This window comes from Paenibacillus arenilitoris, from assembly GCF_014705655.1.
Classification (GTDB): domain Bacteria; phylum Bacillota; class Bacilli; order Paenibacillales; family Paenibacillaceae; genus Pristimantibacillus; species Pristimantibacillus arenilitoris.
Genome location: NZ_JACXIY010000065.1, coordinates 1 through 21642, shown reverse-complemented (window position 1 = coordinate 21642; position 21642 = coordinate 1). Strand labels below are relative to the sequence as shown.

The 21642-nt window shown below is 59.7% G+C and carries 22 protein-coding genes; 11 read left to right on the top strand and 11 right to left on the bottom strand.

From position 1 onward, the window contains the following. Window positions 1-97: 97 nt before the first annotated feature. Window positions 98-994 carry a manganese catalase family protein gene (locus tag IDH41_RS30530; protein ID WP_190868018.1) on the bottom strand — a complete coding sequence of 299 codons (897 nt, stop codon included), beginning with the start codon at window positions 992-994 and terminating at the stop codon, window positions 98-100. Between the two features lie 215 nt (window positions 995-1209). Between IDH41_RS30530 and IDH41_RS30525 the strand changes: the two genes are divergently transcribed. Then, entirely contained in the window at window positions 1210-1620 is a 411-nt protein-coding gene (locus IDH41_RS30525; protein WP_190868016.1) for a hypothetical protein, read from the top strand. Window positions 1621-2280: 660 nt separating this feature from the next. On the opposite strand, the gene IDH41_RS30520 is transcribed toward IDH41_RS30525, so the two are convergent. Together IDH41_RS30520 and mscL are read right to left on the bottom strand one after the other, a co-directional pair. Next, window positions 2281-2916: an NUDIX hydrolase gene (locus IDH41_RS30520; RefSeq protein ID WP_190868014.1), complete on the bottom strand. Its 636-nt coding sequence runs from the start codon at window positions 2914-2916 to the stop codon at window positions 2281-2283. Further along, window positions 2909-3379, bottom strand: a complete 471-nt coding sequence (gene mscL / locus IDH41_RS30515; RefSeq protein ID WP_223830202.1) for a large-conductance mechanosensitive channel protein MscL — start codon at window positions 3377-3379, stop codon at window positions 2909-2911. The genes IDH41_RS30520 and mscL overlap by 8 nt, the downstream gene beginning before the upstream one ends. Window positions 3380-3583: 204 nt before the next feature. On the opposite strand from mscL, the gene IDH41_RS30510 reads away from it, so the two are divergent. The 4 genes from IDH41_RS30510 (at window position 3584) to IDH41_RS30495 (ending at window position 8546) form a co-directional block, all read left to right on the top strand. Continuing rightward, a complete protein-coding gene (locus IDH41_RS30510) occupies window positions 3584-5353 on the top strand; it encodes an ATP-binding protein (RefSeq protein WP_190868012.1) in 1770 nt (589 codons plus the stop codon). Window positions 5354-5426: 73 nt separating this feature from the next. Then, the gene (locus IDH41_RS30505; RefSeq protein WP_190868010.1) at window positions 5427-6194 is read left to right on the top strand and encodes a sporulation protein; all 768 of its coding nucleotides are present in this window, start codon (window positions 5427-5429) and stop codon (window positions 6192-6194) included. Window positions 6195-6360: 166 nt separating this feature from the next. After that, on the top strand, window positions 6361-7485 hold the full coding sequence (locus IDH41_RS30500; RefSeq protein ID WP_190868008.1) for a hypothetical protein: 1125 nt from the start codon (window positions 6361-6363) through the stop codon (window positions 7483-7485). Next, window positions 7482-8546 (top strand): FUSC family protein, encoded by a 1065-nt coding sequence (locus tag IDH41_RS30495; RefSeq protein ID WP_190868006.1) that lies wholly within the window; start codon window positions 7482-7484, stop codon window positions 8544-8546. The genes IDH41_RS30500 and IDH41_RS30495 overlap by 4 nt, the downstream gene beginning before the upstream one ends. A gap of 519 nt (window positions 8547-9065) precedes the next feature. Here IDH41_RS30495 and IDH41_RS30490 read toward each other — a convergent pair. From IDH41_RS30490 to IDH41_RS30465, 6 genes are all read right to left on the bottom strand, one after another. Beyond that, complete coding sequence (locus IDH41_RS30490; protein WP_190868005.1) at window positions 9066-9362, bottom strand: transposase; 297 nt, start codon at window positions 9360-9362, stop codon at window positions 9066-9068. Between the two features lie 23 nt (window positions 9363-9385). Further along, a complete protein-coding gene (locus IDH41_RS30485) occupies window positions 9386-9529 on the bottom strand; it encodes a hypothetical protein (RefSeq protein WP_190868002.1) in 144 nt (47 codons plus the stop codon). A 123-nt stretch (window positions 9530-9652) separates the two neighbouring features. Next, window positions 9653-10021, bottom strand: coding sequence for a hypothetical protein (locus IDH41_RS30480; protein WP_190868000.1), 369 nt, complete (start codon window positions 10019-10021; stop codon window positions 9653-9655). A gap of 11 nt (window positions 10022-10032) precedes the next feature. Next, entirely contained in the window at window positions 10033-10641 is a 609-nt protein-coding gene (locus IDH41_RS30475; protein ID WP_190867998.1) for a TVP38/TMEM64 family protein, read from the bottom strand. Between the two features lie 15 nt (window positions 10642-10656). Further along, window positions 10657-11850, bottom strand: coding sequence for an MFS transporter (locus tag IDH41_RS30470; protein WP_317890851.1), 1194 nt, complete (start codon window positions 11848-11850; stop codon window positions 10657-10659). A gap of 20 nt (window positions 11851-11870) precedes the next feature. Further along, on the bottom strand, window positions 11871-13034 hold the full coding sequence (locus IDH41_RS30465) for an MGDG synthase family glycosyltransferase (RefSeq protein ID WP_190867996.1): 1164 nt from the start codon (window positions 13032-13034) through the stop codon (window positions 11871-11873). 135 nt (window positions 13035-13169) lie between these two features. Here IDH41_RS30465 and IDH41_RS30460 point away from each other — a divergent pair, with 135 nt between their 5' ends. Further along, window positions 13170-14147, top strand: a complete 978-nt coding sequence (locus IDH41_RS30460) for an aldo/keto reductase (RefSeq protein WP_190867994.1) — start codon at window positions 13170-13172, stop codon at window positions 14145-14147. A 173-nt stretch (window positions 14148-14320) separates the two neighbouring features. On the opposite strand, the gene ilvA is transcribed toward IDH41_RS30460, so the two are convergent. Further along, window positions 14321-15589: a threonine ammonia-lyase IlvA gene (gene ilvA / locus IDH41_RS30455; RefSeq protein ID WP_190867991.1), complete on the bottom strand. Its 1269-nt coding sequence runs from the start codon at window positions 15587-15589 to the stop codon at window positions 14321-14323. Window positions 15590-15714: 125 nt separating this feature from the next. Between ilvA and IDH41_RS30450 the strand changes: the two genes are divergently transcribed. From IDH41_RS30450 to IDH41_RS30430, 5 genes are all read left to right on the top strand, one after another. Beyond that, complete coding sequence (locus IDH41_RS30450) at window positions 15715-16296, top strand: hypothetical protein (protein ID WP_190867989.1); 582 nt, start codon at window positions 15715-15717, stop codon at window positions 16294-16296. 537 nt (window positions 16297-16833) lie between these two features. Then, entirely contained in the window at window positions 16834-17634 is an 801-nt protein-coding gene (locus IDH41_RS30445) for a hypothetical protein (protein ID WP_190867987.1), read from the top strand. A 45-nt stretch (window positions 17635-17679) separates the two neighbouring features. Next, window positions 17680-18135, top strand: coding sequence for a flavodoxin (locus IDH41_RS30440; protein WP_190867985.1), 456 nt, complete (start codon window positions 17680-17682; stop codon window positions 18133-18135). 419 nt (window positions 18136-18554) lie between these two features. After that, on the top strand, window positions 18555-19406 hold the full coding sequence (locus IDH41_RS30435) for an AraC family transcriptional regulator (protein WP_190867983.1): 852 nt from the start codon (window positions 18555-18557) through the stop codon (window positions 19404-19406). A 114-nt stretch (window positions 19407-19520) separates the two neighbouring features. After that, window positions 19521-20195 (top strand): SOS response-associated peptidase, encoded by a 675-nt coding sequence (locus IDH41_RS30430; protein WP_190867981.1) that lies wholly within the window; start codon window positions 19521-19523, stop codon window positions 20193-20195. A gap of 737 nt (window positions 20196-20932) precedes the next feature. On the opposite strand, the gene IDH41_RS30425 is transcribed toward IDH41_RS30430, so the two are convergent. Further along, window positions 20933-21642: electron transfer flavoprotein subunit alpha/FixB family protein (locus tag IDH41_RS30425; RefSeq protein ID WP_190867979.1), on the bottom strand; the 710-nt coding region annotated here is incomplete at its 5' end.

Genomic DNA, 21642 nt, shown 5'->3' with positions numbered 1-21642 from the left:
AGAGCATCGGAAAGCCGTATGCGGGAAAACCGCACGTACGGTTTGATGAGGAGGGGCTGGTCACCCCAGCCCTTTACTCTACTAGGTGAAACGGACCTTACAGCCCGGCGTTCTTCTGCAGCCTGCGGGCAATCTCCATAAAATCCTCCTGCGAAATGCCGGGGGCGAATTCCTCGGGCACCTCGGCGAGGTCGGGCATGGGCGCCCCTTGCGGCGCGCCTTGAATGACCTCCAGCTGCGCGCCCGTGAGCGGATTTTGCCCGTTCCAGATGAGCACGAGATCTTTGTAATCGTTCGGACTGAACGTGTACATCTTATTGCCGATGCCCATCGCTTCGTACTTCCGGGCCGTCTCGAACCGGTTGTTGCTGAGGTCGGGAATCGGGATGAGCCGCTTCACGTCGACGCCCGTCGCGATTTCCAGCGCCTTCGCGTACGCGAGCACATGCACGCCTCCGCGAACGAGCAAGTACCCGATCATTGCCCGGGCGGTCGGGTGGTCGGTCATCTCGTATACGCGCATCTTGTGCGTGCGCGCACCGCATTCCAGGAAGAAGTTATGAAGCAGATCGAGCACGAGATTGCCGCTGCTGAACACGTTGTCCCCCGTCCAGGCGCGGCCCATGGAGTCGCCCGGAAGCGAGGTCTGGGCCGTTCCGATAAAGAAATAGCTGTTGCGTTTGTCCAGACCGTTCTTAAGCGGCGCCGAATTCGGGTCGCCGGGAGACGTCGTGCCGGTAAGCACCATGTTGATCGTCGTCGCGACAAGCTCGACATGGCCGAGCTCCTCGGCCGTAATGCTCGCTACCAGATCATAGAAAGGCTTAAGCCTCTGTTTCTCCCGGAAATTAAACGATTGGTACAAGTAATTGTTCAGCGTCGACATTTCGCCGAATTTACCGCCAAGCAGCTCCTGCACGGCCGCCGCGGCGTTCGCGTCCGCGTAGGGGGACGGCGGCAGCTCCACCTGAAGCCGGTTTAGTCGCTCGAACACGGCTTGCTCACCTCATCTCATCGACAATACCTACCGTTATATCTCTATGATGTCCGCGTGGAACATAGACCTTTTTTGTCTAAACGGACAACCTTCTGTCGAATGCAATTTCCCGGGAATTGTCCGATTTCAACATTTGCCTCGGATTAATCGTCCATACCAATCTTCTGAAGATTCATAGAATAGAGTAGTCTCAGGAGGGAGGGGGGATAGTAATGTCCGCCAAAATGAAAATTCGTAATGTGAGAACCGCTAGCAAATCGACTCGTCGCGCAGGCGTATCTAATTCTAGCTGCGATTGCCGCAAAAAGCAGGATCCGGCCGTAGAAGGCGTGCAGGAGGCAGGCAAGGAATTAAGCGAGATTTTCAGACAGCTGAAAAACGAAGAAGTTGCGGAGAAGCTCGTAAGAGCGATTCGCAGCCGTGACGCCAAAACCATTAATTGCTTGCTGGATTGCGACTGCCGCGTAGTCAATTTCTTCAGCACGCGCGAATTCGACTGCGTCCGTATCAGCTGCCGATTCGGCAGGTACAACGACGTCGTCATCACTTTCGACATTTGCGTTAGAAGAGTACGGGATGAAGTCGGTGGCGTGCAGAACCGCAATAGTTGTTGCTGGTTCTAAGAGATTTTAAGTGAAGGAGGAGCTGCGCCGGAAGGTCGAACGCGACCTGTCGGCTAGCTCTTTTTTCGCATGCGCAAATAGACACGAAGGCGCCCGCCCCCGCATAGGATAGTAGAAGCGATTGGGCATAGAAATGAACAAGCATGGAGGGAAAAGGGATGCCGCTAATACCGAATTTTCCGCGCGCGCTGCTCGACGAGCACCGCATCTGGCACCATTCGAATCACATGACGCCGGGGACGATTCCTCCTCCTGGCTTCGGGGAAAAATTTCTGCGGTTTCACCGCGATTTCATTAACCGGGTATACCGGTGGTACGAGGGGATGGGCTATGACACGCGATTGATCGCCGGCTGGCCTGAGGTGCCGGAGGCGTTTCGCCGCACTCCTTGCTACGATGCCGCGGCGGAACAACGAGTCACCTATAATCCGCAATCGTTCCGAACGCTCGACGAGCTGGGCGGCTTTATCGAGTTCAGCCTGCACGGCTGCTTCCACGAGATGGCGGAGCGGCTGTACAATCAGCCGGAGCTGAACGATTTCGACCTTGCGCCGCGGCACACGGAGTTCTATAACATCCATGGGTTGATCGATAGATGGTATGCCAATTGGGAAAGGGCTTGGGGGCTGCGCATCGGGAGGGACGAGGGCGAAGCCCGCGTTACGTACAATCCCGAAGCGCCCGAAGCACGTCCACGTAATAGGCCGGATCGCGCGGCACGAATTGATCGGCCTTCACGGACCGCGACTCCCGGGTCAGATTGCCTGTATTGCCGTCAAGCCGGACGCCAATCGCAGGCGCCTCGTCAAGCGAGCCCTCGAACAGCGCAATCAGCTGGTCGAGATCAGCCTCGTAAACCCCGGCCACTTCTTCGGGCTGAAGCTTCAATCCGGCAAGCGGAAGGTCGTACACTAGGGCAAAAACGTCGCTGATCTCCCGGTCGATGAATCTGGCGCCGTTCACTTCCCCGCTCGCTTCCTCCCGTACCCGGCACAGCGGGATAAGCTGCTCGAACGCGGCCGACACGCCGAGCTCCTCCTCGAGCTCGCGCACCGCCTCGCGAACCGATTCGCCGGCGGCCAGGTGGCCGGCGGCAGTGATGTCGAAGCAGCCGGGATTCGTATCCTTGCCTTCCTGGCGAAGCTGGAACCACGCGAACCGGCGGTCCCCCTCGCGCCGGGTCAGCCAGCAATGGAAGGTGCGATGCCAATACCCTCTCGCGTGGGTTTCGGCGCGCGTCGCGGTTCCGATCGGCCGCAGCTGCTCGTCGTATATGTCGAACAGCTCCTCAGCCATGCTGGGCGGCCTCCAGGTGGGACGTGCAATGCTTGCAGCGCGTCGCCTTGATCGGCACCTGGGACAAGCAGTACGGGCATTCCTTCTCGGTCGGCTCCGCCGGCTTCTCCTCTTCCTTCTTCTCTTTGCGGCGGAGCACGTTGATTACTTTAACCAACATAAATATACAGAAAGCAACGATTAGAAAGTCTAGCATGACGTTAATAAATTGGCCGTAGGATATGTAAGGAATTGTGGAAGGATCCTTATCCTTCAAAATGGCAATTTCCTCAGCGCTGTAGAGCGGGATTTTTAAATCCTTGAAGTCAACTCCTCCCAAAATACGGCCGATCGGCGGCATAATAAGGTCGTTTACGAGGGAGGTTACGATTTTCCCGAACGCTCCGCCGATAATAACGCCGACCGCGAGGTCGATCACGTTCCCTTTTACGGCGAACTCTTTGAATTCCTTCATGATTTTCATACTTTCAACTCCCGTCCCGTCTATCAAGTATGGCCGGATTATTCCGGACCTATGCTAACATTTTAGCCGAAACGGAGCGCAAGAGAAACTTTCGCTTAATTTCTGACAAAAATATGCAATTTCTTACGAATACTAGAGAGGATTTTACTAGATATTGTCGAAACTTCTAATGGAGAGTAAATATTCGGAAGTTGAAGGAGTACCATGAACGACCCTATCATACAGGGAGATCCCTATTACTTATCGTTATCATTGATCATTATGAGCTTTGCCTCCTACACCATGTTGAACATGATCGAGCAGCAGCCGAAAGAGAGGGCGGACCGCTTCAATTGGAACGTCGGCGGAGCGGCCGTATTCGGGCTCGGCATTTGGACGATGCACGTCGTCTCGCTGCTGGCTTCGGATTACCGGATCATCATCGATTGGACCATGCTGCTTATTTTGCTCGTATGCGTCATCATTATCTATTCGGCGCTGCTCGTACTGCGAAGGACGGGGCTTCTGAGGGCGAGGCTGCCGTTCAGCGCCATATTGATGGCGGTCGGCTCGACCTTGCTCCACTATACGTCGATGCTGTCCGATTCCGTGAGCCGACTGCACATGAACTGGATGCTGTACGCGCTCTCCTTCCTGGCCAGCTTCGCGGGCGCTTATTTGGCTTTTTACTGGCTGGAGCGCAGGAGGTCCGGCTATATGCTGAGAAGCAGCCTCGCGCTCGGCTTCGCGAATATGCTGATGCACCAGCTCGGCCTGCACGCCTTGACGATCGAGTACGACACGATCCTGTCGACGGATCTGTTCAACGACTATTTGTTCATGCTGGCGTTCATGCTGGGCATTTTCACTTTAATCATCCTCAGCTTCAGCCTTACGACCTGGTTCTCGGCCAACCGGTACAGCCAAATCAACGAACGCTACAGGCTGCTGGTCGAGAACTCGATGGACACGATCGCCTTAATCAGCGACGGCAAGTGGGAGTATATGAATCGCGCGGGATTGCTCCTGTTCGAGACGAACGACGAGAGCGACATGATCGGCAAGGGCATCTACCGGCAGCTGGTCGAGAGCTGTCACGGCGAAATGGAGGACTGGCTGAAGGCCGGAAGCCAGGGCGAAGGAACGCCCGCCAGACCGATCGAGCTGCAGTGGAAATCGATGAAGGGCAAGCCGCTCCATACCGAAATCGTCCGGGCGAGCACGACGTTCTCGGGCAGGCAGATCGAGCAGGTCATCATTCGCGACATTTCGGAGCGGAAGAAGAACGAGGAGCTGCTGATCAATTCGGAGAAGCTGTACGTCGCCGGGCAGCTGGCGGCGGGCATCGCCCATGAAATCCGAAATCCGCTCACTTCGCTCAAGGGCTTCCTGCAGCTGATCGCGACGGGAAGGGCGAGCAACGGCCAATTCTATGCTATTATGAAATCGGAGCTGGTCCGGATCGAATCGATCGTAAGCGAGCTGCTTATGCTCTCGAAGCCGCAGATGTACGATTTCACGCATAGGGACGTGAGGCAGATCATGGCCGAGACGGTCACGCTGCTGGAGACGCAGGCGATTCTGCACGACGTCGTGATCGAGCTTCGCGCCGAAGAGCGGCCGCTATGGGTGCTTGGCGTAGAGAATCAATTGAAGCAGGTTTTTATTAACGTGATCAAAAACGCGATCGAAGCGATGCCGGACGGCGGCGTCGTCTCGATCGACATGTCGCTTGACGACGCCGGGGCCGTCGGCATCCGGATACGGGACGAAGGCTGCGGCATTTCGAAGGAGCAGCTGTCCACGCTCGGTCAGCCGTTCTACACGACGAAGGACAAGGGCACGGGCTTAGGCCTTATGGTGACCTACAAAATCGTGGACAATCACCAGGGGCAAATTGCGGCCGAAAGCGAAATGGGCGTCGGCACCACCTTCAGCATCCGGCTGCCGTTCAAGGAGCGCCCCGTGGCGAGCGAAGCGCTCATGCGAATTTGAAACCTATTTTTCAAGAAGTCGTAGTATGCTTATGCAGTAAGGATTAATTACCATTCGAGTGGAGGTCGTGTTCATGTTTAATCGTTTTTTGGCCAGTATCGGGATCGGATCCGCAAAGATCGATACGCTTCTGGAGAAGGCTCGCTACTCGCCGGGAGAAGAAGTCCGCGGCGTGGTCAAGATTCAGGGCGGCAGCGTGGAACAGCAGATCGAAACGATTCAGCTATCGGTTATGACGGAATATATTCGCGAGAGCAACGATACGAAATATACGCAGCGCGGCGAAGTGGGCCGCTTCCATGTGAGCGCGCCGTTCAAGCTGCAGGCCGGGGAACGGCGCGACGTGCCGTTCTCGTTCCGTCTGCCGCATCAGACGCCGCTTACGATCGGACGCGCGCCGGTATGGGTGAAGACGGAGCTGGACGTGCGCGGCGGCGTCGATCCGGGCGATAACGACCGGATCGAGGTCGTGCCGTCGGCGCCGATGAATACGGTGCTTGAAGCGGTTAATCTGCTCGGCTTCCGCTTGCGCAAAGCGGAGTGCGAATATTCCTCCCGTCTCGGCCGCGGAATGCCGTTCGTGCAGGAGCTGGAGTTCGTGCCGACGACCCAGTTCCGCGGCCGGCTCGACGAGCTTGAGGTCATGTTCTACCCTTCTGACCGTGAGCTAGAGCTGGTGCTTCAAATCGACCGACGCGCGAGAGGTCTCGCGAGCTTCTTCGCCGAAGCGATGGATATGGACGAATCGTTCGTCCGCGTACGCTTCTCGAACGATCAGCTGGCGGCCGGCCCGAATGCGATCGCCCAGCAGCTTTCGGACATCATCGCCCGCTACGCGTAAGAGCGGCTTAGGAAGGAAGAAGGCTCAGTAACGCGCCGATTGGCTCGTTCCTGGGCCTTTTTGATCTTTCGGGACGAAGTCGCGCGGATGGCGCCGGTTCGGATTTCGTTAGTCGTTTGCACATGTGATACATTATAAGAACGGCAGTATAAAGGAGGAATGAGCGATGGCGGAACCGCTCAAGGCGATCTATGACGGCTTGTTTATCGAACGATTCGCCGAGCTGGCGAAATCGGCGTGGACGCCTTTCGACGAGGCGGCTTTTGCGCGGAGGGTCAAGGACGGAGACTGGGAGAGGCTGGAGCTGAAGGCACGCATGCGCAAAATAACGGTCGCGCTCGGTGAAGCCCTGCCGCGGCCGTATGAAGAGGCGCTCGATGTATTATACCGGATCGACGAGCGGTGCACGGGGTTTCCTTATTTGTTTTTTCCCGACTTCGTGGAGGTATACGGCATGGCTCCCGAGCATTGGGAACGGTCGCTCGAGGCGCTGGCGAGATTCACGACGCGCTCGACTTCGGAATTTGCGGTGCGGCCTTTCCTATTGACAGACCCTGAGCGGATGGCCGGACGGATGCTCGCCTGGGCGGAGCATCCGAACGAGCACGTGCGGCGGCTGTCCAGCGAAGGCATCCGACCCCGCTTGCCGTGGGGACAAGCTTTGCCGATGTTCAAACGCGATCCGTCGCCGATCATCCCGATTCTGGAGAAGCTGAAGCGCGACCCGTCCCTTTACGTGCGCAAAAGCGTGGCAAATAACCTGAACGATATTGCGAAGGATCATCCGGGGCTCGTCGCCGAACTGGCCGCGTCCTGGATCGGCGAGGACGGGCGGACGGACTGGATCGTCCGTCACGGCTGCCGGACGCTGATCAAGAAGGCCGATTCGAGAGTGATGGGCTTGTTCGGTTATACGGAGCACGGGGAGGAAGCGGGCGGGGGGCCGCTTGTCGCGTCCGCATCGCTTGAGGTTGCGCCGGCCGGCGTTCCGATCGGAGGCGAGGCGACGATCCGTTACCGCGTGCGGCTGCGCGACGGAGAGCGGGCGAAGCTGCGCATCGAGTACGGCATCGATTTTGTCAAATCGGGCGGCAAGACGTCGCTCAAAAAGTTTCTGCTGTCCGACCGCGAATATGCCGGAGGCGCCGAGGCGGAGAGCGTCCGCGTACACCGCTTCGCGGATTTGACGACGCGCAGGCATTATCCCGGCGCGCACCGGGTGACGCTGTGGGTCAACGGGCGCGAGGTCGCGGCGGCCGAGCTGAACGTGGCGGAGGCGGCGGATTCATGACGATCGGGGCGAGGGTATTAAAGACGGGGATGGCCGTCGCGCTCGCGATCTACCTTAGCGGGCTGTTCGGCTTCGTCTCGCCGCTTATCGCGGCGGTTGCGGCCATCTTCACGATTCAGCCGTCCATTTACCGGTCCTGGCAGCGCGTGGCGGATCAAGTCCAGACGAACCTGCTGGGCGCGCTTATCGCGCTGGCGGCCGTCCGGCTGTTCGGTCATACGCCGATCGCGGTCGGACTCGTCTGCATCGCGGTCATTCTGATCGGCATGAAGCTGAAGATGGAAAGCACGATCAGCCTGACGCTCGTCACGGTCGTCGCGATCATGGAGGCGCATGGGCAAGGCTGGAACTCGGCGATCGAGCGGTTCTTGATGGTGCTGACCGGCATCGGCGCATCGTTCGCCGTTAACGTGCTCGTCTTCCCGCCCCGGCCGCGCAGGCAATTCACGGCGATGGTCCATCAGGCCTTCGGTCAGCTCTCGCTGCTGCTTCGGACGGCGATCTCGAACGAGATGAAGGAGCAGGTGTACCGCGCGGAGAAGGACAAGCTGCACGGCACGCTGCGCAAGCTGGAGGAGAGCCATTCCGTATTCGAGGAGGAGCGCAAGGTGCTGGCCCGCGCGAAGACGAGCCACGCCCGTCAGGTGCTGCTGTCGAAGCAGATGATCAAGACGCTGCAGAAGGGAGCGGATCTGCTCGATGTCGTGGAGGAGCACTACTTCGCTTCCCCGAGCGCAAGCGAATGGGCGCAGCGGTTCGACAGGCAGATCGAGGATTTGACGAAGTACCACGAGCATATATTGCTGAAGGCCGAGGACAAAATGAAGCCGCATGCGCAGATCGAACCGGAGGAGGAGCGGGAGGACCGGCTGGTGAAGGAGCTGACGGCGTCGATCCTTGAAGATCCGGACGAGCATAAGCGGCTCGTCTTCGTCGCGTCGGGCATATTCGAATATGCCTATCACCTGCGGCGTCTGGACAAGGTGCTCGATCAGGTGCGGCAGCGGGGCGATCAGGCGAAGGTCGGCAAGCTCGAGCCCGCCGAGGAAGAGGAGCAGTAGCTCGATTGCGACCGACGGGCGGAGAGCAGGCGTGTCAGGCTGGACAAGGGCACGTCAGCGGGCAAGCGCAAAATGACCACGGGAGAGGGCGTCACGGATGCGGGATCGCGGCGGCTGGTTATGCGGCATTCTGCCTGAGCGGGTGGGGAATCCGTGCCGCTCCGGCCGCGGAATCGCGACGGCTGAGGGTATGGCATCCCGGCCGTGGGACTCCGCATAGCGTCTGAGTGGATGGGAGCCTGATAAACGAAGAGTATGGAATCGATGCGGAATCCCGGACGCGGGACTCTGCATAGCGCCTGAGTAGTTGAAAGCCTGATATACGACGAGTGCAAAATGCTGCGTCTATGAAAAACAGCGGGACGGAGTCGCCAATTGGCACTCCATCCCGCTGTTTCGGCTCGGTCCGCATTACCTGGCGGACGAGCATCGGCACTGATTTGACGAGCATCGGCTCGCACCCGAGGCGTACCTTCGGCTGCCGCCGCGGCTGCGCTTCAAGGAGCGCTGCAAGCCGCTCTACTGCTTGTCCTGCGTCTTGCTGCTGCTCTCATGACGGCGAGGATGCTGCATGTGCGCTTCCGGATCGTCGTCGTCGTCATGCGGCACCAAGCGCGGATCGGTATGTCCTTTGTGGTGATTGTTGAATTCGATCTCTACGAGCTCCCATTCCGTCGTTCCCTGCGTCGGATCGGCCGGGAATACGTCGCCCCTGTCCAGCTTTTCTTCGCGGCCCCATTCGTTCCGGTATACGCCTTCCACCTCGACCGGTTCGCCGGAAATCGGATTCATCTCATGATGATTTCGACTGCTCATCGTGTCAACCAACCTTCCTGTCCTTATAATCCGTGCTTCGGCACCGCGGCGCGGTCGGCTTCCGATTGCTGCTCGCTGGCCGCTTGTTTGTCGGTTAAGCCGCGATCTGCCTTCGACTGCGCTTTGCTTGCGGCCTTCTGCTGATTCGACGCATGCTCGTTGGACACAGGGTCACCCCTCCTGTTCGTCTTGTTCGTATGCGCATCTTCACGAGAAGATCCTCAACAGTTTGCCACAAAAGGAAGAAATATATGAGTGCGGACGGAAGGGCGTAAGGACGGATGGCGTCGCTACAATAAGCGCAGCCCGCAGGATGGGCATTCGGGATGCCGTTCGGTCACCGTCTCGCCGCAAGCGGGGCACGGCTCGGAGAAGGGGGCGACGCCGGAGGAGGCCGCGGCTTCGCTCCGGGCGGTGGCGGAATCCGGACGGTCGTCGGGGTTCCGCCTAAGATGGGCGGGAGTGCCGAACAGCGTCTCGACGACCTCCTTCAGCTCCTTGTACCGGTCGGAATCGTCGGACGCGATCCGCACGAACAGGAACATGACGCCGAGCAGCGTTCCCGCCGCAAGAAGGACGACCGCCGTCGCGGCGACGTCGAACCAGGCGACAAGGGGCGCTGCCGCGCGCACGGTTCCGTACAGGTGCAATGCGGCCATCTGCGTTCACCTCACCCGTTGATCTGATAGCGGGATTCCAGTCTTTTGCCGCCGAACCACATGACGAGCACGGCCGTAACGGTGACGATTATCCGCCAAGGCTCGTCGACCAGATTGCCGATATCGAAGCTGATCAACGAAATGCTGAAGATCATGACGGCTTTGCCGAGCAGCGTCGCAAGCAGGAACGTATGAAACGGCACCTTGCTGAGTCCGGATACGACCGTAATGACCACGGACGGGGTGAAGGGGAAGCAGGCGAGCAGGAACAGCGGCGTGAACCCTCTGCGCTCGACCCAGTTGAAGAACCGCTCCGATTTCGGAAAACGCTTCTCCAGCCGCCCCTTGACGTTGCGCCCCAGCTTGCGGCTGATCCAGAACACGCAGCAGGCCCCGGCCGTCACGCCGATCCAGGAAAATAAAAAGCCGAAGCCGAGGCCGTAAATATTGGCGTTGGCCGCTATGATGACGATCAGGGGCAAAAAGGGAAGAAACGATTCGAGCATCGGAAGCAGAATGCCCGGGAGCGGCCCCAACTGAGAGTAGCTCTCGAGCGTCCCTTGGATCGCATCAAGATCCATGTGCCTTATATTTTCCAGCCAGTTCCGCCATTCGTTCATATATTTGACTCCGTTCTACTTGTTTGTAGCGTCCCCGCCCGCCGCGAAGGCTTGAAAAGGAAACCATAAATAAAAGGCGCCGATGAGCCCGAAGAGGACGGCGCTGACCCAGAAAACGGCCGTTTCCCCGTTCCAGGCCGCGATGAAGCCGCCCGCGACCGGACCGATCATGACGCCGATTCCTTCGAAGGTGGACAGGATGCCCCAGCCCAGCCCTTCCTGCTTCGGCGGGACGTAAGTGGCGAGCAGCGCGTTCCAGGCCGGCAATACGGCGGCGTAAGATAATCCCAGTGCAATCGCTATAAGTAAACAATACCAAAACGAGAGCCCCCACGCCAGCATGTACAGCCCGAACGCGAAGGCGCCGAAGCCCGCGACGAGAAACCACTTTCGGCCCCCCAATTTGTCCGACAGCCTCCCCATCGGCATGAGTCCCCCGGCTGCGCATATGCCGCCGACGGTGAGCAGGATGGAGTATTGGGTGCCCGAGAGGCCAAGCTCCGATTCGGCGAAGCTCGGCAGGATCGGCACGAGCATGCTGGCGCCCGTCGTCTGCAATATCATCCCCGGAAGCAGCAGCTTCATATGGCCGAGCCTTGCCCGGAGGACGGCGAACTGCTCGCGGAGCGGAAGCTGTTGGAGCGTTACGGCTTTGCCCTTGCGCATGAAGAAGGTCAGCAGGCAGGCGAGCACGGACAGCCAGACAAGCAGCTGGTACGTAAACGATACGCTGTAATCGAGCAAAATATTACAGACGATCGGGCCGCTCCCGAGGCCGACCATCCATATCGTGTAGAGCAGCCCCATCTGCGTTCCGCGCTGCTGCTCGGATACTTTCGTCAGGCAGACGATCCAGATCGGGGACATGCCGATGCCGTACAGCGCGGCGGAGCCGATGAACATCCACGGAAGATCCGAGAACTGGAGCAAATAGACGCCGGCCAGCGAAATGATCAAGCCGGTCTGCACGACGAGGCGGACGGAGAAGCGGTCCAGCAAGTAGCCGATGGCCATTTTGAGCAGCGTATCGGTTATGTAGTGGGCGGATATGGCAACGCCGATGACGTCGGGCGCGAGGCCCAGCGACTTGGCGCCGTAAATCGGAAGCAGGCTGACAAGAACGGCTCCCCTGACGAATTCCACGATAAACAAAATGACGGAGATAAGCCTCATCTCCGCCCCAAACCATTTTTTTTGATGGGTATGCACGGACAAGCTCCTTATCCAGGTTATAGAATTGATGCTTTATCCATTATACGCAAGTTGGATAAAATATCCAAAGCTATGCTGTCCGCCGCGGCATTCGACGCTTGCAGACGCCGCGTGCACAGCCTGCTGGCCGTAAGCCGCAGCGGGTCGCCGATCAGGCTAAGGATTTGCATCGAAAGCTCATCCGGGTCGTTGGCAATGATAGCGGCTCCTTTGGATTCCAGGTAAAGGGCGTTCTGCCGCTCCTGGCCGGGAACCGGCCGATAGACGAAGATGGGCAGCCCGGCGGCGATCGCCTCGGACAGCGTAACGCCTCCCGGCTTCGTAATCAGGCAGCCGGATAGCGCCATCAGCTCGTGAATCTGCTCGACGAAGCCGAAGACATGGAGCCTCGAGCCGCCGTAGAGCTGACGGAATCGATGTTCAACCTGCTGCTTCATCTGATCGTTATGGCCGCATACGAGCGCGATTTGCACGTTCGGATTTTGCAGCAAGCCTTCGCAAATCCGGTTCACGTCTGGCATGACCCCTTGCGCGCCGGCCATGATCAGGACGACCGGCCGATCCGCGCGCAGCCCGTAACGGTTGTAAAGCTCGGGCGTAGCCTTGGTCTGGCGGAACCCGCGCTTCAGCGGAATGCCGCTTACCTTGACGGAGCCGCCTGGAATGCCGAGCTGGGTAAGCTCCTTCTTCAAGTCCTTCGTCGCGACGTAATACCGGTCGATGCTCGGATGCACCCACCGCCGGTGCAGGTCGAAGTCGGTGATGACCGCGTAGGACGGCGGCATGAGGCGGGTCCGGCGCTTCAGCCCCGGCAGGGCGAAGAACGGAAACGTATGGACGACGGCATCCGGCCGCTCGGCCTCGAGAATGCGCCTGATTTTGTCGCGGCCGAACGAATGCAGCAAGCCGCCGAACAGCGAGTTATGCTTCATCGGCCTCGTGAAATCGTACATCCAGCCGTACAGCGACGGCATGTGCGTATAGCTTTTCAAGTAGAAGCGGCGCGTCATCTCGTTCAGCCACGGGTGCGACTCGGCCATCAGGTCGATCATCACCGTGCGGTCGTTGCCGCGTTCCTCCAAGGCGCTCTTGATCGCGCGGGCGACCTGCAGATGCCCTTCTCCGTAAGAGGCGTACAGCAGCAGTACTTTGGGCTGCCGGTTATTTTCGAATCGATTCATGGCGCACCTCCTGCCGATAGTGTAGCGGATGATTGTAAAGCCGGCGTTTACGCCGTTTGGTTACTTTGTGTAATTTTTGTATAATAAATGAGTAAATCATTCCATTTCTTTTTAAACAAAGGAGCGATGAAGAGTATGCAGTACGCGAAATTGGGAAGGTCGGGGCTTCGGGTCAGCCGGTTATGCCTCGGTACGATGAATTTTGGCGTGGACACCGACGAGAAGGAATCCTTCCGCATCATGGATGCCGCGATGGACGCGGGCATTAATTTCTTCGACACGGCGAACATATACGGCTGGGGCGAGAACGCGGGACGCACGGAAGAAATTATCGGCAAATGGTTCCGGCAGGGCGACGGTCGGCGCGAGCATACCATTCTCGCTACTAAAGTATATGGCGATATGCATGATCCGCATGACGGTCCGAACCGCGAGGCGGGCTTGTCCGCCTACAAAATCCGCAGGCATCTGGAAGGCTCCTTGAAACGGCTGCAAACCGACCATATCGAGCTGTACCAAATGCACCACGTCGACCGCAGCGTGAATTGGAACGAGCTGTGGGGCGCGTTCGAAACCGCGTCGGCGCAAGGCAAAATCGGATACGTAGGCTCCAGCAACTTCGCCGGCTGGGATATCGCTCTCGCGCAGGGCGAAGCGAAGGCGAGAGGCCATCTCGGACTCGTATCCGAGCAGCACAAATACAATCTGCTCTGCCGCTTGCCGGAGCTTGAGGTGCTGCCGGCTTCGCAGGCGCTCGGCCTCGGCGTCATTCCGTGGAGCCCGCTCGACGGCGGCTTGCTCGCGGGCAATCATCGCCGCAAGGACGGCGGACGCCGCAGCGGCGACGCGAAGCGGCTCGAGCGGCACCGCGAGCAGCTTGACGCGTACGCGGCGTTCTGCGACGAGCTCGGCGAGCCGGAGGATCTCGTGTCGCTCGCCTGGCTGCTGGCGAACCCGGCAGTAACGGCGCCGATCATCGGCGTGCGTACGCTGGACCAGTTCAAGCGCTCGCTGCGCGCGGTCGAAATCTCGCTCGACGAGTCGGCGCTGAAGCGCATCGACGAGATTTTCCCCGGTCCCGGCGGCGAGGCGCCACGCGCGTACGCCTGGTAACGCAAGCAAAGCGCCCGGCCCTCGTTAAGGGACTGGGCGCTTTGCGCTTAAGGCTTGAAGCGGCGGAACCGGTCTCGGGTCAGCCGCGATGAGGCAGGATCGCTTCGAGGCGTCGGCTCAAGACGGGGGAAGGTCCGCTGGCATTTGCCGCGCGCAGCGGACGATGCCGCCGCTCAAATAAGCAGGTTGAACAGGACCGGATCCTTGTTCAGCTCGAGAAACTGGAAGCCCTTCTTCGTCATGCGCCCGACGAGCGGCTCGTAATCGGAGCGGTGCTTCAGCTCGATGCCGACGAGGGCGGGACCGTTGTCTTTATTCGATTTTTTCGTATATTCGAATCTTGTAATATCGTCGGTCGGGCCGAGCACCTGATCGAGGAACTCCCGAAGCGCCCCGGCGCGCTGAGGAAAGCTGACCATGAAATAGTGCTTGAGCCCTTCGTAGATGAGCGAGCGCTCCTTGATTTCCTGCATCCGGTCGACGTCGTTGTTGCCGCCGCTTACGATGCACACGACGGATTTGCCCTGAATCCGGTCGCGGTACGCATCGAGCGCGGCGATCGGCAGCGCGCCGGCCGGCTCGGCGACGATAGCGTTCTCGTTATATAGGTCAAGCATCGCGGTGCATACTTTGCCTTCGGGCACGACGATCACGTCGTCGAGCAGGTCCCGGCAGAGGGCGAACGTCAAATCGCCGACCCGCTTGACCGCGGCGCCGTCCACGAACTTGTCGATTTGGTCCAGCGGGGTAACGGCGCCGGCTTCGAGAGAAGCCTTAAGCGACGGTGCGCCTTCCGGCTCGACGCCGATCACCTTCGTGGTAGGGGAGACGGATTTCACGTAGGAGGCGACGCCGGCGGCTAGGCCGCCTCCGCCGACGGTAACGAATACGTAATCGGGCGAGCTCTCGGCCGATTCCATCAGCTCTTGGCCGATCGTGCCGTTGCCGGCCACGATTTTGCGGTCGTCGAACGGATGGATGAACGCCATGCCGCTGCGGCTGCTTTCGGCTACCGCTTCCGCATAGGCATCGTCGAATGTGTCGCCGGTCAAGATGACCTCGACGCGCGAGCCGCCGAAGAAGGACACCTGCGTCACTTTCTGTCGCGGCGTCGTGCTCGGCATGTAGATTTTGCCCGGGATGCCGAGCGTCTGGCAGGAATAGGCGACGCCCTGCGCATGGTTGCCGGCGCTCGCGCAGACGACGCCCTTCGCCAGCATATCGGGATCGAGGGAGCGCATCAGGTGATAGGCGCCTCGTATTTTGAACGAACGGACGACTTGCAGATCCTCCCGCTTCAGCAGAACGGAACAGCCGTATCGTTCGGAGAGCACGCGGTTATGCTGGAGCGGCGTACGCGTAATGACGTCTTTCAAATGCATCTGCGCCTGCACGATCTCCTCCAGGCCAATGCGTTCGGTCGTGGATTGGTTCAGCTTCATAACGGGATCTTCCTCTCGGCTTAAACATGAATCGGCATCATGATTTTTTTGATCCATTATAGCACGATCCGGGAGCGTTGACGTAAGGCGCTTGCCGTTATTTCGGGAATAAGGAGGGATGCTTGGTGCGCAGGGCGATAAGAAGATTGCTGACGACGCTCGTCGTTCTCGTCCTTCTGCTGGGCGGGGCGGCCTGGTGGCTGCTGTCGTACATCGCGCCGGACGAGCGGCTCGATATGCGCTACGAGCCGATCGACGTCAAGGCGAAGGTACTGGATACGGCGCAGCAGCTGAAGCCGGAGCTCGTGCTGACCGAATCGGACATTACCCATCTGATCAAAAAGCATCTTCAAGACAAGTACGGCGGCGGAGAAGGCGGCGCTCCCATGGAGCTCGCGAAGGACGTCCGCCTTGACGGCGCCGACTTCCAGCTGGAAGAGGGGCGGCTCAAGGCGCGTTTGAACGTGACGTACAAGGAGCGTATCCCCGCCGCGCTGGATGCGGTATACGCCTTGGAGTGGCAGCCGCCGAACATCGCGCTCCGCCCGCAATCCTTGACGCTGAAGGAGATCGGCCTTCCGCTCGGCTTGCTCGAGCCGGTCGTCGTCCCGCTGGATTTGCCCCTGCAGGATGTCGTGACGGTAAGCGACGTGCAGTTCCAGCAGGATCGGGTGAAGATTCTGTTCAAGCTGCAGCTAGGATTGTAGGCGGGGCGGTTGATGCATAAGAGGAGCACGGTCCTGCAGAGGGCGGTGCTCCTTTGCCGTTATTGGGGGTCTATGGGAAGAACAATGAGACAGACTCACTAATTAGTGAGGTAGGCCTCATGTTTTTTGACGGCTCGCGTAAAATTCGGAGGAAGAGTGAGGCAAATCTCACTCTCCGTGAGGCTGCCTTCATGGGGAGTGAGGTTTCCCTCACGAAATGGGGAGAAGTGCTCGAATCCTTCCGCAATAGTGAAGCAAAGCTCATAACTAGTGAGAGCGCCTCACTAATTTTTTTCACAGATTAGACAGCACTAAGCGTAACTCAAATAAAGATGCCGCCACATGCACGTTCGCTTTCGTTGGGAGGAGACGACCTGCCGCCTCGCTGCGATCGGCTTGGAACGCGCAGCCGTTTCCATTGACAACGACGTTGAGAATGGTTATCATGTATACGAAAGTGATAATCATTATCAACGACGGGCCGGGCGCTTCGGGCGACGCCGGATTACATAACCTGAGGAAGAAGGAGTGAACAGGATGCAGATCGAAGCGAGCAAGCCGTGGAACTGGCTGCTCTTTCCATTCTCGTCGATCAAGGCCGGCGCGGACGGCTTGTACGCGGCCTCCGTCGGACACGGCGTTTACCATATCGATGCCGAAGGCAATTGGGATAAGCTTCACGCGGGGCTGCCGGAATGGACGCATGTGAACCGGCTGCAGCTGCAGCATGATTTGCTGCACGCGTGCACGGATAGCGGGCTGTACGAATGGAACGGGGACGGCTGGAAGAACGACGGACTGAACGCGCCTTGCTACCAGTTCCGCAAAATCGGCGGAACCTGCTACGCGGCGACGGATTGCGGGCTGTGGACGAAGGCCGGTTCCCGGTGGGAGAAGGCCGCGTGCGAGGGTAAGCGGGTGTTCGATTTCCTCAATCTTCCCCAATATTTGATCGTCGCCCATGAGGGCGGCATCTCGCTTTACGACCGGTTCATGGACGACTGGGCCCATTTCGACCTTCAGACGAGCGTGACGAGCCTGGTGACGTTCAAAGGCCATCTCATCGGATCGAGCGATACAGGAGAGCTGATCATCGGGGACAAGAAGGGCCGGTTCGACCGGGTGCGGTTCGGACGACCGTTTCTATTCTCCGTGCTGTCGAAGGGAAGGGACGTCTATGCCTGCACCGACCGGGGGCTGTTCCAGCTTGCGATGATCCGGGAGCAGGTGACGCTGCTGCCGGTGAAGCTCGGTTGTCCGGTGACGGACGTCGACATGCAAGGCGACAGCATGTACATGGCGACGCTGTTCCAAGGGATTCAATCGATAAGCATGTAGAAGAAGGCGTGCGGAGGGCATGCCGGGAATAAAAGGAGCGGAGGAATGCCGGTGTCGAAAATATTGGTGGTTTACGCGAGCATGACCGGAAACACGGAAGAGATGGCCGAGGCGATCGCGGAGGGCGCGAGGGAAGCGGGCGCGGAGGTCGTCGCCAAGGACGCGTTCGACGCGAGTCCGGATGAGCTTGCCGAATACGAGGGGATCATCATCGGCGCTTATACGTGGGGGGACGGCGAGCTTCCGGACGAATTTCTCGACTTCTACGAAGGAATGGAATCGCTGGAGCTGGGCGGCAAGCGGGCCGCGGCGTTCGGCTCGGGCGACACGTCCTACCCGATCTATTGCGGGGCGGTCGACCTCATCGAGGAGCGGCTCAGGAAGCTCGGGGCGAGCATCGTGAGCGAGAGCATCAAGTTCGAATACAACCCGTCGGAGGAGGAGAAGGAGCAGGGAAGAAGCCTCGGCCGCCAAATGGCGGGTTTGCTTGCGGCAGGTTGATTGTATATAGGGAAATGGAATGGAAGCTTCGGCATGGGCCGGGGCTTTATTTTTTTTTGCCGGGTTAAATCGGGTTGCAACGCTTCGAAAGACGGCTTGCCGCGGAGGCCGGATCCTTTATTCTTAATTGTTTTTTACCGTTAAGTTGTTTCCGCTATAGAGTAATAGGAATGGCGTGAGACTGCTGCGCTTGGTATAGACAAATGAAACGGTTTTCAAGTAACATGGTCTATAGTCATTTTTGCATATTTGCACATGAGAAGTTTCACGGATTACATCCGGAATCAACCAATCGGCAAGCGCATCGCGGCCGGCCGGTCTCCGTCGCGGCATGCAAGGGCGGCGAACCGGCCGGCGGAAAATGGCGACGCGAAGGCTCGGCCGAAGCGCGGGCCTATTACAAATTGGGAGAGATTAAGTTGTCAGAGGATTTATTGCTCACGTTCCGTTCGCCGCCTTTGCCGTTTTTCATCGAATCCAACCGCCTGACGTACCGCGCCGGGGAAGAGCATCCGAACCGGACGAATCTCGGCGTGTTCGATTTGCTGTTCGTCAACGAGGGATCGCTGCACGTCGCGGAGGACAACCGCAAATGGACGCTCGAGCCCGGCGACGTCCTCATCCTGCGGCCGGACCGGTGGCACTATTCCACGAAGCCGTGCGAGGAGGATACGGTGTTCGACTGGATTCATTTCCAGACGGTCGGCGCCTGGGAAGAGACCGAGGGCAGTCAGAACGGTTCGCTCCGAGGCGACTATTACACGTATGCGATCAGGCTGCCGAAGCAGATGAAGCTGACCTACCCGGACGAGGCGAAGGCGATCTTCTCGCAGCTGCACGAAGCGGCCAAAAGCTCGTCGCCCGGCGCGTTCTGGGACCGCCAGCAGCGGTTTCTGCATTTGCTGCAGATGCTCGACGAGGGATGGCGCTCGGATGCCGCGAAAGCGGCCGTGTCGGTTGCGGAGCGGGCGGCCGCCTATTTGAAGCTGAACTACCGGAGCTCGATCAGCAACACGATGCTGAGCGAGGTGCTCCAGCTGCATACGAACTACATTACGCGCTGCATGACCGAGGTATTCGACTGCACGCCGCAGCAATATTTGCTCTACTACAGGCTCGACCAGGCGAAGCTGCTGCTCATTAAGACCGACTGGACGATCGCGCGCGTAGCCGAGGAGACGGGCTTTCGGCAGACGCCGCATTTCTCGCGGCTGTTCGCATCGCATACGGGGATGCCGCCCCTGAAGTTCCGCAAGCGGTTCACGACCTGAGGGGCGGCCGCGGACCGGGTCCGGGCGGGTAACCGAAGAAGATTTGGAAGGCGATGCATACATTTCTCGCTTTTAACAAAAACTGGTTCAAACAACGTGAAAAGGGTGGTCGCGATGATTGAACGGTTTTCGTTAACGGCGGAAATTGGCGATATGGTGGAAAGGTTTCAGGTCAAAAAGGTAATACGGGGGTATACGAACCGGTTTAACGTAACGCCGACGCAGACGGTGTCGATCGTCATGAACGACCGCTTCGACCAGCGGACGATGCAGGAGTCGAGATGGGGGCTGTTTCCGTTCTGGGCGAAGGATTCCGTCAACGCGGATCATCTGACCCTGTCCGAGAAGCCGTACATGGAGCGGATGCTGCGCCGGCAGCGCTGCGTGCTTCCTTGCAGCGGCTTCTTCGGGCAGAAGCATTTCGGCAAGGAGCGCGATCCCCGCGCCATGCACATCGTCGTCCCCGGTCAGCCGCTGCTGGGCATCGCGGGCGTCTACGACTGCTGGAAAAACGTGAACGGCCAGGAGGTGCGCGCCTTCACGATGATCACGGCCGCCTCCTCCGGCGCGATGTCGGTCTGGCAGCCTCGGGTTCCGGTCATCCTGGACGAGGATGGCATCGAGGATTGGCTGAATCCGCGCATCACCGAATTCGGCGGCCTGCGCAAGCATTTGGAGGCGTTGGACGCCTACCTCATGCGCGCTTATCCCGTCACGAACGCGGTCCGGGACGATCACTACGAGTCGCCGGACTGCATCCGGGAGATCCGCATACCGGATTACGCCTGAGCGACGGCGGAGCGGGGAGCGGGATGGCGGATACAGGCGGCGCTTCCGCCCTATGGCCAGCGAGGACAGGGCCGGCTGGCCGTTGCTGTCCCGCTCCGGGAGAGCGGCGGTGACTGACTGTTCGCGGCGGAACGGAAGGGCGAGCGGCTCCCGGCATTGACAGGCTCGCGTTTCCGCCTAAGAAGGGCAGGGGAGCGAGCGCGTTCCGGCCTCCGTAGAACGAGACGGTATAAATAGCGGTAAAAAGCGGCGTTATTCGGCGCTTGATGGAGCGATAACGGAATATAGCGGTAAAAAAGGGCGTTAATCCGGCCGTTTGCCCCCCTGAGGGGCGGACGGACGAAGATTAACGCCCTTTTTTACCGCTATTTTTGGATTTTTGCGGTCGATAGGGGGAATAGCGGTAGTTATTACCGCTATTTCCGCGATCGGATCGCAGCCAACGGCTGCGTGCAGCCGGTTGTATCGCTCTCGTCGGAGGCGGCATCGCCACGGCGAAGGCAGCATCACCACGGCGGAGGCGGCATCACCACGGCGAAGGCGGCACTCGCCATAACTCGCATGGCGAGTCCGGCCCGTTGTTTCTCGTTTACGGGCAGGGCGCAGAGCATTGCCGCGATAATGGTAGGAACGGCATCCCGCATGGCGCTCGATGAGCCGTCATAGCTGGGCGAGGATGCAGCACATTCCGAGCGCGGGAGAATCGGCGAGCTGCTTGCGCCGATAGACGCCCCAGGCTAGGCCCGGGCGCGCCGCACCTCCGCGGTCAGCAGCGGGACGACCTCGAACAGGTCGCCGACGATGCCGTAATCGGCGACGCCGAAGATCGGCGCGTCGGGGTCCTTGTTGATGGCGACGATGACGCGCGACTGGCTCATGCCGGCAAGGTGCTGAATCGCGCCGCTGATGCCGCAGGCGATATAGAGCTGCGGCGTCACGACCTTGCCGGTCTGCCCGATCTGCAGGGCATAGTCGCAGTAGCCGGCGTCGCAGGCGCCGCGGGAGGCTCCGACTGCGCCGCCGAGCGCGTCCGCCAGCGCCTGCAGCGGCTCGAAGCCCGCCGCGCCGCGCACGCCGCGACCGCCGGAGACGACGACGTCGGCCTCGGCGAGGTCAAGCTTGCCGCCGGTGCGGCGCACGAGGCTGCGCACGGCGGTGTACAGCGGCGGCACCGTGAACGGCAAAGCCTGCACGGTGCCCTTGCGCTCGGCGGCGTCCACAGGCTCCGCCGCCGGCAGGTTGTTCGGGCGCACGGAGACGACCCACCTCGCGCCCGGGGCAAAGCTGCGCCGCTCGAACGCCTTGCCGGCGTAGAGCGGGCGGACGAAGCCGACGTCGCCGCCATCGCCGGATACCTCGATGGCGGTGACGTCGGCGATGTGGCCGGCGCCATGGGCCGCGGCCACGCGGGGCGCGAGCTCGCGCCCGATCGCGGTGTGGCCGAGCA